The organism is Gemmobacter fulvus (assembly GCF_018798885.1).
In the GTDB taxonomy this organism is placed as follows: Bacteria; Pseudomonadota; Alphaproteobacteria; order Rhodobacterales; family Rhodobacteraceae; genus Gemmobacter; species Gemmobacter fulvus.
Map to the genome: position 1 here is coordinate 1,083,545 of NZ_CP076361.1, position 13,425 is coordinate 1,096,969.

12 protein-coding genes are annotated in these 13,425 nt (G+C 65.7%); 7 read left to right on the forward strand and 5 right to left on the reverse strand.

Annotated features, from left to right (window positions below):
- The first annotated feature begins 15 nt into the window (after window positions 1-15).
- The 4 genes from KM031_RS05340 to KM031_RS05355 all read left to right on the forward strand — a co-directional run bounded on the left by KM031_RS05340 (window position 16) and on the right by KM031_RS05355 (window position 4,919).
- The gene (locus KM031_RS05340) at window positions 16-1,401 is read left to right on the forward strand and encodes an aldehyde dehydrogenase family protein (protein WP_215503502.1); all 1,386 of its coding nucleotides are present in this window, start codon (window positions 16-18) and stop codon (window positions 1,399-1,401) included.
- Window positions 1,398-2,558 carry an iron-containing alcohol dehydrogenase gene (locus KM031_RS05345; RefSeq protein ID WP_215503503.1) on the forward strand — a complete coding sequence of 387 codons (1,161 nt, stop codon included), beginning with the start codon at window positions 1,398-1,400 and terminating at the stop codon, window positions 2,556-2,558. The genes KM031_RS05340 and KM031_RS05345 overlap by 4 nt, the downstream gene beginning before the upstream one ends.
- Window positions 2,559-2,605: 47 nt before the next feature.
- Window positions 2,606-3,850, forward strand: coding sequence for an NAD(P)/FAD-dependent oxidoreductase (locus tag KM031_RS05350; RefSeq protein ID WP_215503504.1), 1,245 nt, complete (start codon window positions 2,606-2,608; stop codon window positions 3,848-3,850).
- A 67-nt stretch (window positions 3,851-3,917) separates the two neighbouring features.
- Window positions 3,918-4,919 carry an NAD-dependent epimerase/dehydratase family protein gene (locus KM031_RS05355; protein WP_215503505.1) on the forward strand — a complete coding sequence of 334 codons (1,002 nt, stop codon included), beginning with the start codon at window positions 3,918-3,920 and terminating at the stop codon, window positions 4,917-4,919.
- A gap of 59 nt (window positions 4,920-4,978) precedes the next feature.
- On the opposite strand, the gene KM031_RS05360 is transcribed toward KM031_RS05355, so the two are convergent.
- A complete protein-coding gene (locus tag KM031_RS05360) occupies window positions 4,979-5,965 on the reverse strand; it encodes a 2-hydroxyacid dehydrogenase (RefSeq protein WP_215503506.1) in 987 nt (328 codons plus the stop codon).
- Between the two features lie 186 nt (window positions 5,966-6,151).
- Between KM031_RS05360 and KM031_RS05365 the strand changes: the two genes are divergently transcribed.
- Genes KM031_RS05365 through KM031_RS05375 form a run of 3 tightly spaced genes read left to right on the forward strand, consistent with a single transcriptional unit; the run spans window position 6,152 to window position 8,345 of the window.
- Window positions 6,152-6,787: an SH3 domain-containing protein gene (locus KM031_RS05365; protein WP_370879065.1), complete on the forward strand. Its 636-nt coding sequence runs from the start codon at window positions 6,152-6,154 to the stop codon at window positions 6,785-6,787.
- Between the two features lie 46 nt (window positions 6,788-6,833).
- Entirely contained in the window at window positions 6,834-7,727 is an 894-nt protein-coding gene (locus KM031_RS05370) for a cation diffusion facilitator family transporter (protein WP_215503507.1), read from the forward strand.
- A 3-nt stretch (window positions 7,728-7,730) separates the two neighbouring features.
- On the forward strand, window positions 7,731-8,345 hold the full coding sequence (locus KM031_RS05375) for a flavin reductase family protein (RefSeq protein ID WP_215503508.1): 615 nt from the start codon (window positions 7,731-7,733) through the stop codon (window positions 8,343-8,345).
- Here KM031_RS05375 and KM031_RS05380 read toward each other — a convergent pair.
- The 4 genes from KM031_RS05380 to KM031_RS05395 form a co-directional block, all read right to left on the reverse strand.
- Window positions 8,342-9,955: a GMC family oxidoreductase gene (locus KM031_RS05380; RefSeq protein ID WP_215503509.1), complete on the reverse strand. Its 1,614-nt coding sequence runs from the start codon at window positions 9,953-9,955 to the stop codon at window positions 8,342-8,344. The two genes, KM031_RS05375 and KM031_RS05380, sit on opposite strands and share 4 nt — an antisense overlap.
- 119 nt (window positions 9,956-10,074) lie before the next feature.
- Window positions 10,075-10,545 carry an OsmC family protein gene (locus KM031_RS05385; protein ID WP_215503510.1) on the reverse strand — a complete coding sequence of 157 codons (471 nt, stop codon included), beginning with the start codon at window positions 10,543-10,545 and terminating at the stop codon, window positions 10,075-10,077.
- Between the two features lie 18 nt (window positions 10,546-10,563).
- Complete coding sequence (locus KM031_RS05390; RefSeq protein ID WP_246566788.1) at window positions 10,564-11,364, reverse strand: carnitinyl-CoA dehydratase; 801 nt, start codon at window positions 11,362-11,364, stop codon at window positions 10,564-10,566.
- On the reverse strand, window positions 11,361-13,349 hold the full coding sequence (locus tag KM031_RS05395; protein WP_215503511.1) for an acetate--CoA ligase family protein: 1,989 nt from the start codon (window positions 13,347-13,349) through the stop codon (window positions 11,361-11,363). The genes KM031_RS05390 and KM031_RS05395 overlap by 4 nt, the downstream gene beginning before the upstream one ends.
- Window positions 13,350-13,425 lie beyond the last annotated feature (76 nt).

The following is a 13,425-nucleotide window of genomic DNA, read 5'->3' on the forward strand; positions in this document are numbered from 1 at the left end:
GAAGGACGAAACACGATGAAACCCATTCAACTGATCTCGCCGGTGGATGGCTCGGTCTATGCCGAACGCCAGCCGCTGAGCCGCGAGGCGGCAGTTGCCGTTACGAAGGCGGCCAAGGCCGCCCAAAAGGGCTGGGCCGCGCGCCCGCTGGAAGAGCGTATCGCGCTGGTCAAGGCCGGTGTCGCCAAGCTCTTGGAAAGCAAGGAAACGCTGGTTGAAGAACTGGCGTGGCAGATGGGTCGCCCGACCCGCTTTGGCGGCGAATGGGGCGGCGTGAACGACCGCACCAATTATATGGCCGGGATCGCGGCAGACACGCTCGCGCCGCAGGTGGTCGAGGATGGCGCGACATTCAAACGCTATCTGGCCCGCGAGGCCGTGGGCGTGGTGTTCATCGTCGCCCCATGGAACTACCCCTATCTCACCACCATAAACACGCTGGCCCCGGCCCTGATCGCGGGCAACAGCGTGGTGCTGAAACATGCCAGCCAGACCATGCTGGTGGGAGAACGTCTGGCGGCGGCCTTCCACGCCGCAGGCGTGCCCGCCGATGTGTTCCAGAATGTCGTTCTGGATCATGCCACGACCGAACACCTGATCCAGTCGCGCGCGTTCAATTTCGTGAACTTCACCGGCTCGGTGGGCGGGGGGGCTGCGATGGAAAAGGCGGCGGCAGGCACCTTTACCGGCCTCGGGCTGGAACTGGGCGGCAAGGATCCCGGCTATGTGCGCGCCGATGCCGATCTGGACGCGGCGGTGGACAGCCTGATGGATGGCGCGATGTACAATGCGGGCCAGTGCTGCTGCGGCATCGAGCGTATCTATGTGCATGAAAGCCTGTATGACGCCTTTGTTGAAAAGGCGGTGGCCTGGGTCAATGCCCTGAAACTGGGCAATCCTTTCGATCAGGCCTCCACCCTCGGGCCGATGGCCAACAAACGCTTTGCCGCCGTGGTGCGCGCCCAGGTGGCCGAGGCGATTGCCGCCGGGGCAAAGCCGCTGATCGACCCGGCCCATTTCCCTGCCGATGACGGTGGGGCCTATCTGGCGCCGCAGATCCTCGTGAATGTCGATCACTCCATGCGCGTGATGATGGAAGAAAGCTTTGGCCCGGTCGTTGGCATCATGAAGGTTTCGGGCGACGACGAGGCACTGGCGCTGATGAACGACTCGCCCTATGGGCTGACCGCCTCGATCTGGACGGCGGATGCCGACAAGGCCGCCGAGATCGGCGCGCAGATCGAAACCGGCACCGTGTTCATGAACCGCTGCGATTACCTTGACCCGGCGCTGTGCTGGACCGGCTGCAAGGATACCGGGCGCGGCGGCTCGCTGTCTTATCTCGGTTTCCATTCGGTCACCCGACCGAAATCCTACCATCTGAAAAAGGTGACGAAATGACCCATAACGTTCCGAACCGGAACTGGTCTTACCCGACCGCGATCAAATTCGGCGTGGGCCGGATTGCCGAACTGGCCGAGCATTGCAAGGCCAGCGGCATCCAGCGCCCGCTGCTGGTGACCGACAAGGCGCTGGCCGCCCTGCCGATCACCGCCGAGGCGCGCGGCATTCTCAAAGCCGCCGGGCTGGGCGATGCGGTGTTCTCCGAGGTCGACCCCAACCCGAACGAGGCCAATATGGCCGACGGCATCAAGGTCTATCTGGCCGGGAACCATGATGGCGTGATCTGTTTCGGCGGCGGCTCGGCGCTCGACCTTGGCAAGATGATCGCCCTGATGGCACATCAGAAACCGGGCCTCAGCGTCTGGGATCTGGAGGATGTCGACGATTGGTATACCCGCGCCGATGCCGACAAGATCGCCCCGATCATTGCCGTGCCGACCACCGCTGGCACTGGCTCCGAAGTGGGCCGCGCCGGCGTGCTGACCAACAGTGCCACGCACAAGAAAAAGATCATCTTCCACCCCAAGCTGATGCCGGTGGTCACGCTGTGTGATCCGGGTCTGACCGTGGGCATGCCGCGCTTCATCACCGCAGGCACCGGCATGGATGCGCTGGCGCATTGCCTTGAGGCCTATTGCAGCCCGTTCTACCATCCGATGTCGCAGGGCATCGCACTGGAAGGCATGCGGCTGGTGTTTGAAAACCTGCCGGTCGTCTATGACAACCCGAACGATCTCGACGCACGGGCGCATATGATGTCGGCCGCCGCCATGGGGGCCGTGGCCTTCCAGAAGGGGCTGGGGGCCATCCACTCGCTGTCGCACCCGATCGGCGCGGTCTACAATACGCATCACGGCACCACCAATGCCGTGGTGATGCCGATGGTGCTGGATTACAACCGCGCCGCCATTGAAGACCGGATCGAAAAGGCAGCGGCCTATCTGGGCATCGCCGGGGGCTTCGACGGCTTCCGCGCCGCCGTGATGACGCTGCGCAGCAAGCTGAACATCCCGGCCAATCTGACCGCGCTCGGCGTTGATCCGGCTCGGCTGGACGAGTTGACCGAGATGGCGCTGGAAGATCCGAGCTGTGGCGGCAATCCGATTGAAATGACGCGCGAAAATACCCGTGCGCTTTTCGCGGCCTGCATGTAAAGCGCAAGTCGGGTGCCCTTGCGGCACCCGGCCATGCTGGACATAGAATGACACACCACCTCAGTACCGAAATCGCGGTTGTCGGCGCGGGCGTCATTGGCATGGCGGTGGCCCTGCGTCTGCGCGCGCAGGGGCATGAGGTGGTGATGATCGACCCGAATGACCCCGGGGCGGGAGCCTCCTATGGCAATGCGGGCACGATTGCCGATTATGCGGTGCTGCCGGTCGGCACGCCGGATGTGCTGAAAAACCTGCCGTCGTTGCTGTTCGACCGCAACTCGCCGCTGGCCATCCGCCATGCGGCGCTGCCGACGCTGGCGCCCTGGCTGCTGCGCTTTGCCCGGCAGAGCCTGCCTGCGGCAGCAGCGCGCAATGCGCAGGCGATTGCGGCGCTGCTGGCCAATGCGACCCGCAGTTGGGAGGATTTCGCCACCGAGATCGGCGGCGCGGCCCTGCTGCAACGGCGCGGTTGCCTGTATCTGTATGAAACCGCCCGCGCCTTTCGCGCCGCCGAGGCGGATATGGCGCAGCGCCGCCGCCTTGGCATTACGGTGGAGTTGATCCGCCCCGAAGCGCTGGCGGCGATGGAGCCCGGCCTGCCCGCCGTGGAAGGCGGGGCGGCTTACTTTCCGCAAGCGGTGTTCCTGTCGGATCCGGGGCGGATGATGGCTTATCTGGCAGACGCGGTCAGCCGTGCGGGTGTGCCGCATCTGCGCCATGCCATCACCCGGCTGTCACGCCAATTGGACGGGGTGGTGCTGGAAGGGCAAGGCCTGCGCCTGCACGCCCGCCGCGTGATCCTCGCCGCCGGGGCGCATTCCCGCCCGCTGGCGGCCCAGGCGGGGGACGTGGTGCCGCTGGACACCGAACGCGGCTACCATGTGGAATGGGCGATGGAGCGGCCGCTGCTGTCACGCCCCACCTGCCCCACCACGCGCGGGTTCTATCTGTGCCCGATGTCGGGGCGGCTGCGGGTGGCGGGCACGGTGGAGCTGGGCGGGCTGACCGCCCCGCCCGCCGCGCATCGCATCGCCCGGCTGGTTGCCGGGGCGCGGGCGATCTTTCCCGATCTGGGCGCGCCGACCCGCAGTTGGATGGGCTTTCGCCCCTCGATGCCCGACAGCCTGCCGGTGATCGCCGCCTCGGCCAGAGGGCCGGAGGTCATCCATGCTTATGGCCATGGTCATATCGGGCTGACCCTGGCCCCGATCACCGCCCGGATCGTGGCCGATCTGGTGGCCGGGCGCCCGCCGGAACTGGACATTGCGCCCTATTCGGCGCGGCGGTTCTGACGGCCGCGCCGGGGGCCAGCCCCCGGACCCCCGGGATATTTTTGCCAAGATGAAATGGAACAAAGACATGACACGCAAGGCCTTCGTCACGGGATCGGCAGGGTTCATCGGCTTTCATCTGTGTCAGCGGTTGCTGGCCGAGGGCTGGCAGGTGCTGGGTCTGGACGGGATGAGCGATTATTATGATGTCACGCTGAAACAGCGCCGCCATCAGATGCTGTTGCAATCGCAGGCGTTCCGGGCGGTGGAAGGGTTGCTGGAGACGCCGGGGCTGGTGCGCGGGCTGGTGGAGGAGTTTCGCCCGGATGTGATCGTGCATCTGGCAGCCCAAGCCGGGGTGCGCTATTCGATTGATGCGCCGCGTTCCTATGTGGATGCCAATCTGATCGGCACCTTCGAGGTGCTGGAAGCTGCGCGCGCCGTGCCGCCGGCCCATATGTTGTTGGCCTCTACCTCCTCGGTGTTTGGGGCGAATGCGCAGATGCCCTATGCCGAAGTGCATCAGGCCGATCATCAGATGAGCTTTTACGCCGCCACCAAGAAGGCGACCGAAGCGATGGCGCATAGCTATGCGCATCTTTACACGTTGCCCACCACGATGTTCCGGTTTTTCACTGTCTATGGCCCCTGGGGCCGCCCCGACATGGCGCTGTTCAAATTCGTCAAGGCGATCCTCGAAGGCACGCCGATTGACGTTTACAACCATGGCGACATGCGCCGTGATTTTACCTATGTCGATGATCTGGTGACGGGCATCCTGCGCCTGATCGACGCGGTGCCGGAGGAGCGGGTTGGTGACTTCGACAGCCTGTCGCCGGTGGCCCCCTGGCGGGTGGTGAATATCGGCAATGGGGCGCCGGTGCCGCTGCTGGCCTTTATTGCCGCCATCGAAGCAGCACTCGGGCGCATCGCAGAAAAGAACATGCTGCCGATGCAGCCCGGCGATGTGCCCGCCACCTGGGCCGATGCGACCTTGATCGAGGCGCTGATCGGCCCGCTGCCGCGCACCGAGATCGGCGCAGGGGTGCAGCGGTTTGTTGACTGGTATCGCGACTATTATCAGGTCTGACGGCCCACAGCGCCTGTCAGACTGACGGAGACGGGGGCACACGGCCCCCGTTTTTGTGGTTACAGCATGCCGGGCACCACCTGATCCGGCGGACGGTGGCCATCGGCGAAGGTCTTGATATTGATGATGACCTTTTCGCCCATCTCCACCCGGCCCTCTTGTGTGGCAGAGCCCATATGCGGCAGCAGCACGACATTGGGCAATTCGCGCAGGCGCGGGTTGATCTCGTGGCCATGTTCGAACACGTCGAGCCCGGCCCCGGCGATTTCACCGGCGCGGATGCCACGGGTCAGCGCGTTTTCGTCGATCACCTCGCCGCGCGAGGTGTTCACCACCACCGCCGAGGGTTTCAGCAGCTTCAGCCGCCGCGCGTTCAGCAGGTGGAAGGTCGAGGGCGTGTGCGGGCAGTTCACGCTGATGATATCCATCCGCGCGATCATCTGATCCAGGCTTTCCCAATAGGTCGCCTCCAGATCACCTTCGATTTCGGGGCGCAGGCGGCGGCGGTTGTGATAGTGGATCTGCATGCCGAAGGCGCGGGCACGCCGCGCCACCGCCTGCCCGATCCGGCCCATGCCGAGGATGCCCAGACGGCGCCCGCCGATTCGGCCCCCCAGATGCCCCATCGGCGACCAGCCCTGCCAGCGGCCTGCCTGCATTTCGGCCATGCCCTCGGGCAGGCGCCGCACCACCCCCAGGATCAGCGCCATCACCATGTCGGCGGTATCCTCGGCCCCCACGCCCGGCGTGTTCGACACCAGAATGCCGCGCGACCGTGCGGTGGACACGTCGATATGGTCGACCCCGGCCCCGTAATTGGCGATCAGCTTCAGCCGGGGCCCGGCCTGCGCCAGCAGGGCGGCGTCGATCTGATCGGTCACGCAGGGCACCAGCACGTCACAGCGTTTCACCGCATCTGCCAGATCCTCGCGGGTCATGCGCGTATCCGGGTCGCGCAATTCGACATCGAACAGCTCTTTCATGCGTGTCTCGACGATTTCGGGCAAGCGGCGCGTCACCACCACACTCAGACGCTGTGTCGGCATGGTCTTCCTCCCTGAACTTGCGACCGGCACTTCCAAATCGGTCGACTTGCTGGCAAAGTGCCGCCTCACGCGGGCAGGCACAAGCCCCGGTAACAAAGTTGCGGCGCAAACAGTCGCGCGCAGGAGCAGATTGCCGATGTGAAACCGGGCGCGGCCCCGGTTTGGCGCGGATAGGGATGTGAGAGCATGGTGAAAAGCTGGGCAATAGCACGGGCGGCGCTGGCTGTGGCGCTGGTCATCGGGGCCGGTGCGGCAATCGGGCAGACCGAACCGCCGGTGACCGATGCCGAAACGGGCGGCATGAAAACGGATGGCACGCCGCCCCCCGCGGAGCCGATCATCCCGGCGGTGATCGACATGCCGCCGCCCGCGGATGCCGCCCCGCGCGATCCGGGCCGCGGTCAGGTGACCAATCTGCCGCTGCCGCGCTATGTCACGCTCAAGACCAACGAGGGCAATGCCCGCCGGGGGCCGGGGCTGACCCATCGCATCGACTGGGTGTTCAAACGCGCCGGGATGCCGTTGAAAGTCACCGCAGAATACGAGAACTGGCGCCGGATCGAGGATCAGGAGGGTCTGGGCGGCTGGGTGCATTATTCGCTGCTCTCGGGCGTGCGCTCCGTGCTCATTCAGGCCGAACTGGCCGAATTCCGCGCCGCCCCCGACAGCGAGGCCGAAATCGTGCTGCGCGCCGAACGCGGTGTGCTGGCGCGGGTGATCGAATGTTCGCCCGACTGGTGCCGCCTGAATGTCGAGGGCGAAAAGGGCTGGGTGATCAAGGCCGCGCTCTGGGGTGTGGAGCCGGGGGAAATGATCGAGTAAGCCTGCCTCAGCGCCCGCGACTCGGCGCCGCAGAATGGAGACGGCCATGGCGCTGACTGATCAAACCGGGCTGAAGCTCTCGGCGGGGCTTGCCTCGGTGGCCGTGGCAGGCGTGCTGGTGGCACTGAAACTCTGGGCGCTGGGGCAGACGCAGGCGCTGTCTATCGCGGCCTCGCTGACCGACAGCGCCATGGATCTGATGATGAGCCTGGGCGCGATGGGCGCGCTGATCTATGCCGCCAAACCCGCCGACGAGGATCACAATTTCGGCCATAGCTCGGTCGAGGATCTGGCGGCCCTGGCGCAGGCGCTGGTGGTCGGCATTTCCGGCGTGGTGATCGGCTGGGCGGCGGTGATGCGCCTGCTGAACCCCGCCCCTGAGGCTTTGGCCGATGAAGCCAGCGGCATTGTCGTCATGGTCGTGTCGATGGTGCTGACTGTGGCGCTGGTGCTGTGGCAGGGCCGGGTGGCCCGGCGCACCGGCAGCCGCGTGGTGGCGGCGGACCGGCTGCATTATCTGGGCGATCTGGTGCCCGCAATGGGGGCGATTGTCTCGCTCTGGGCCTCCAGCCGCTATGGGATCGGCCAGATCGACAGCATCGTGGCGCTGGCGGCGGCGGCCATGTTGGGCTTCGGGGCCATCCGCATCGGCAAGGGGGCTTGGGATGCGCTGATGGACCGGCAGGCCGACCCCGAAGTGATTGCGGGCATCGAAACGCTCACCCGCAACTGGCCCGAGGTGCGTGGCTTTCACGATCTGAAAACCCGCACGGCGGGCAGCCGGGTGTTCGTGCACCTGCATATCGAACTGGATGGCGATCTGTCGTTGCGCGCCGCGCATGACATCGGCGCGGGCCTGCGCCGCACCATTCTGCTTGCCTATCCGCAGACCGATGTGATCATCCACAAGGATGTGGCGCAAACCCCGGAAAGGCCCTGACCGATGTTTTTCGACCTCGCCCAGATCGACCCTGCAATTGGTTACAAGCTGCTGACGGCGACCATCGTGCCGCGCCCGATTGCCTGGGTCAGCACGCTGGATGCAGAGGGCAGGCTGAATGCCGCGCCGTTCAGCTTTTTCAATGCCCTGGGCGACGCGCCGCCGACCATCGCGCTTGGCATCACCGGGCTCGGTGCGAACGGCTTGAAGGATACGGCGCAGAATATCCTCGATACCGGCGAATTCGTCGTCAATCTGGTGCCTGCCGCGCTGGCCGAGCAGATGAACACCACCTCGATCAATGCGCCGCGCGGCGTGAACGAGCTGGAGCTGGCGGGGCTGACGACCGCCCCCGCCACCCATGTCAAACCGCCGCGCATCGCGCAAAGCCCTGTCAGCTTTGAATGTGTGACCCACACCGCCATCCTGACCGGGCCGCATCAGCTTGCCGTCATCGGCCGGGTGCTGGCGGTGCATGTGGCGGATGCCTTTGTGCTGAATGCCGAGCGCGGGCATATTGATACGCCGGGGCTGAACCTGATCGGGCGCGGCTTTGGCGCCACCTATATCCGCACTGGCGACACGTTCGACATGGTGCGCCCGCGCTGGCAGGATTAAGGCGCGGCCCCGAGGATCTTGTCTGCGCCCATCCAGCCCATCAGGATCGACGGGGCATTGGTGTTTCCGGCAATCAGATTGGGAAAGCTGGAGGCATCAATCACCCTGAGCCCGGTAACACCGCGCACCCGCAGCAGCGGATCCAGCACGGTTGTGGCCGCATCCTGCCCCATGCGGCAGGTGCAGGACGGGTGATAAACGGTGCCGCTGCGCTGGCGGAAATCGGCGATCAGATCGGCATCCTGCGTCACGCTCGGCCCCGGGCGCAATTCTTCGGCAATCACCCGCGCCATCGCGGGCTGTGCCGTGATCCGGCGCAGGAACTTCACCGCCAGCAGCATTTCCTGCACATCATGGTCGGTGGAAAAGGCATTGGCGGTGATCACCGGATGCGCCAGCGGATCGGCCGAGCGCAGCCGGATATGCCCACGCGAGGTGGGCCGACAGTTGGACAGCCCGATCGACAGGCCCGGAAACGGGTCGGGCGTCAGGATCGGGCGCTCGCCCTCACGCGGCAGCAGGGTTGAAAACGCCTGCATATACAATTGCATGTTCGGACGGGGCTGATCGGCTGAGGTGCGGAAGAAACCGCCCGCATGGTTGATGGATTTCGCCAGCGGCCCGCCGCCACCCAAGACATAGTGCATCCCGGCCCAGAGCTTGCCCCACCACGGGCGCAGCGCGTCGTTATAGGTGGGCACCCGCATCCGCCAGGTGTAGTTGATGCCCTGATGGTCGCTCAGATGAGCGCCGACATTTGGGTTATCATGCAGAACCGGGATGCCCAGCCCCTGCAACAGCGCCCCCGGCCCGATACCCGACAATTGCAGCAGTTGCGGCGAGTTGATGGCCCCGCCCGACAGTATCACCTCGCCGCGCGCGCGCAGCGTCCGGGTCTGACCGCCCTGCCGATATTCCACCCCCACCGCGCGCCGCCCGTCAAACAGCACCCGCGTCACTTGCGCCTGTGTGATCACATGCAGGTTCGGGCGTTTCATCGCCGGGCGCAGAAACGCCCGGGCGGTGGAATTGCGCCGCGCACCCTTGATGGTCATCTGATAGACGCCCGCCCCCTCTTGCTGCGCACCGTTGAAATCAGCGGTTTCCGGCAATCCGGCTTCGGCACAGGCGGCGATATAATTGTTGACCAGAGGATGCAGGCCCTTGCGATTGGCCGAAATGAACAAGGGGCCGCCCTGCCCCCGCCAGGCATCCGCCCCGGCCTCGTTATCTTCCAGCGCGCGATAGGCAGGCAGCACATCCTGCCAGCCCCAGCCGGTTGCCGCCTGCCCCCATTCGGCGTAATCCTCGGCATGGCCCCGGATCCAGACCATTGCATTGATGGATGAGGAGCCGCCGAGGATCCTGCCGCGCGGCCAGTGGTCGCGCTGCCCGGCCAAACCGGGGTCAGGTTCGGTTTTATAAAGCCAGTTCACCGCCGGGTCATAGAACAACTTGCCGTAACCCAACGGAAGATTGACGTAAAAGCGCCGGTCGCTTCCGCCAGCCTCAATCAGTGTGACGCGGTATTTACCGGATTCCGACAAGCGGTTGGCCAGCACACAGCCCGCCGACCCTGCCCCCACGATGATGTAGTCGCTGTCGTCCATCGCCGCCCTCTGCCCTGCATCCGGCAAACTCTACCGGCAGCGCGGATGAAAGCCTCTGCCTTCCGCGACAGTCCGTGTCGGCTTTCGCTCAGCCCCGGACAATCTCGGCTGCCACGATCTCAGGCCGCGATGATGAACCGCCCGGCATAGGACACCGGAAAATTCACCGATCTTGCGATGAAACAGACGCTGTGGATGCGGTGATGGATCGCCTCTGCCGCCACCAGATCGGTGCCCGCCGCAACCGTGATCACAGGCTGCAAGGTGGCAGACAGAAACCGCCCGGCACCGCCCGGCCCAATCTCGCCCCGCCCCACCGGCACATCCTCATAACCGGTCACCACGACCCCGGCTTCCGAAGCGTAATGCAGATACCACAGCATGTGACAGGCCGACAAAGCCGACAGCAGCAGGTCTTCGGGGTTCATCTTGGCCGGATCGCCGCCCAGCAGCGGATCATTGGAACAGGGCACCACCGGCTTGCCCGGCACGGCAATATCCCATGTGCGGTCATAGGCCCGGTAATGCGCGGTGCCTTCGCCCCGATTGCCGGTCCAGATCACGCGGCTGCTGTAGTCATGCCCGGCCATACCCCGTCTCCTTCTGTGTCAGCGGCCCTTCCAGACCGGATCGCGCTTTTCCGCAAAGGCGCGCGCGCCCTCCAGCTGATCCTCGGAGGAATACAGCCGGTCCACCGTGGCAAGCTGGCGTTTGGTGATCCGATTCAGCGCATCCTGAAACCGCAGCGCCTCGGCCTCGCGCACCACTTCCTTGATCGCGGCATAGACCAAAGGCGGCCCGCTTTCCAGCAGCCGCGCCAGATCCCAGGCTTTGGCCAGCAGATCTTCGGGCGCGCAGATTTCCTTCAGCAGCCCCCAGCGCAGCGCCTCTTCGGCATCGAACCAGCGCCCGGTGAGCAAGAGGTCCATCGCCACATGATAGGGGATGCGCTTCGGCAGCTTGATCGAAGCCGCATCCGCCACCGTGCCCGACCGGATTTCCGGCAGCGCAAATGTGGCCGTCTGCGACGCAAGGATCAGATCGCAGGACAGCGCCAGTTCAAGCCCGCCGCCGCAGCAGATGCCGTTCACTGCCGCAATCACCGGCTTGTTGAGGTTGGGCAGCTCCTGCAAGCCGCCAAAGCCGCCAACGCCGTAATCGCCATCCACCGCATCGCCATCCGCCGCCGCCTTCAGATCCCAGCCGGGGCAGAAGAACTTCTCGCCCTCGGCCCGCAGGATGCAGATGCGCAGGCTGTCATCATCGCGGAACGCCCGAAAGGTCAGCCCCATGATCCGGCTGGTGGCCAGATCAATCGCATTGGCCTTTGGCCTGTCCAGCGTCACTTCCAGAATGGACCCTTCGCGCCGGGTGCGGATCGGGCCTTCGGTCAGCATCTGCATGGTCATATCGCTCTCCTCACCAATGCGTCCACGGCCACTGCACCGCTTTCGCGCAGCAGGACCGGGTTGATTTCGATTTCCTCAAGACCGGGATCGGCGCTCATCAACGCGCCCAGCCGCAGCGCCATATCGGCCAGCGCCGTCACATCGGCACGGGGCCGCCCGCGATAGCCGTCCAGCAGCGGCCAGAGCTTCAACCGCCGCAGCGCGCCCTGCACCTCTGCCTCTGTCACCGGCCAGATCAGCGTGACGGTATCGGCCAGAACCTCGGCCGTCACTCCACCCATGCCGAGGGTCAGGCTCAGCCCGTAGACCGGATCACGGCGCAGGCCCAGCAAAACCTCGGCCACCGCACCGCTGACCATCTCCTCCAGCAGATACCCCGATGCGCCGGGCATTTCGGCCTGCCCGTCCAGCGAGGTAACGCCCAGCCGCACCGCGCCCGCCTCGGTCTTGTGGGCAAAGCCCAGACCTTTCAGCGCGAAGGGCGGCACAAGCTGCGCCGCATCCAGCCCCGACAGGGTGGGGGCCGAAACCCCGCGCGGCACCGCAACCCCGGAGGCTGCCAGCAGCGCCTTGGCCTCTACCTCGGACAGCAAAGCCGTCTCGCGCGCAGGGGTGGCCTGCACCGGACGCCAGCCCGCCTGCCCCGCCGCCGTCTGCGCCGCGCGCAGTGCCGCCAGCGCCGTTTCCAGCCCCATCAAAGGCGTGATGCCCTGCTGCATCAGGCTCTGGGCCAGCGGCTCGTCAAAATTCTCGGGCAGGGACGACACCGGGAAGGCCGGTTTGCACGTGGCTTTTGCCGCAGCCACAATCGCATCCAGTGCCGGCTGGAAGCTGGACGGATCGCAACGATCCGGGCGCGGCGGGTCGATGATGAACAGCCCCGCATCATAATCCGCCAGCATGGTGCGGAACACATCGGTGGTGCGCGGCCCGTCGCCCCAAATGAAGGTGTGATAATCCAGCGGGTTGGAGATGGTGACGATCGGGCCCAGAATCTCGCCCAGGCTTGCCGCGACCGAAGGCGCCACTTCGGGAAAGTCGATGCCATGCGGGGCCGCCAGATCGGCCACCAGCCCCGCCTCGCCGCCCGAACAGGACAGCGAACACAGCCTCGGCCCGATCTGCGGGCCATGGGTGTGGAAAATCTTCAGCACTTCCACCAGCTCGGCCAACGTATTGACCTCGGCCACCCCGGCCTGCCGCAGAAAGGCCGATGAGGCCGCCCCGCCCCCCGCCAGCGAGGCGGTATGTGAGGCCGCCGTGGCCTGTGACAGCGCTGTCTTGCCGGATTTGATGCAGACCACGCCTTTGCCCGCCGCCCGCGCCGCTTCGGCAAGCGCTGCAAAGCCCGGCGCATCGTCGATCCCCTCGACATACATGCCAATGGCCGTCACCCGCGGATCCGCCAGCAGCGCCCCGGCAAGCTCGGCCAGACCAACCTGCGCCGCATTGCCCAGACAGGCGACATAGGCCACCGGCAAGGCCCGCGCCTGCATCGTCAGGTTCAGGATGATGTTGGAGCTTTGCGACAGCAGCGCCACGCCCCGCGCCACCCGCTGCCCGCCATGCTGATCGGGCCAGAGCAGCGCGCCGTCCAGATAATTGATCACGCCATAACAATTCGGCCCGAGGATCGGCATCTCCCCCGCTGCCGCCACCAGATCGGCCTGCAACCCTGCCTCGCCCGCCTCGGTCCAGCCCGACGCGAAACAGATGCCGCCACCCGCGCCCATCGCCGCCAGATCGCGCACCACATCGACAGTGGCATGACGGTTCACCCCGATGAAAGTGGCATCCGGCACGCCCGGCAGATCGGCCAGCGACGCATAGGCCCTGAGCCCGCCCACCTGATCGCGCTTCGGATGCACCGGCCAGATCGGCCCGTCAAAGCCCATCTTCTGGCATTGCAGGATCACGTTTTCGGCCCAGCCGGATCCCAGAACCGCAATCGACTGCGGCCGCAGCAGACGCCCCAGATCTTTCATGCCCGGCCTCCCGCGCAGATGCGGCAGGGCTGGGGGGGACGGTTCAGGGGCAACGGGGTCAGGAAGCTGTTGTGCA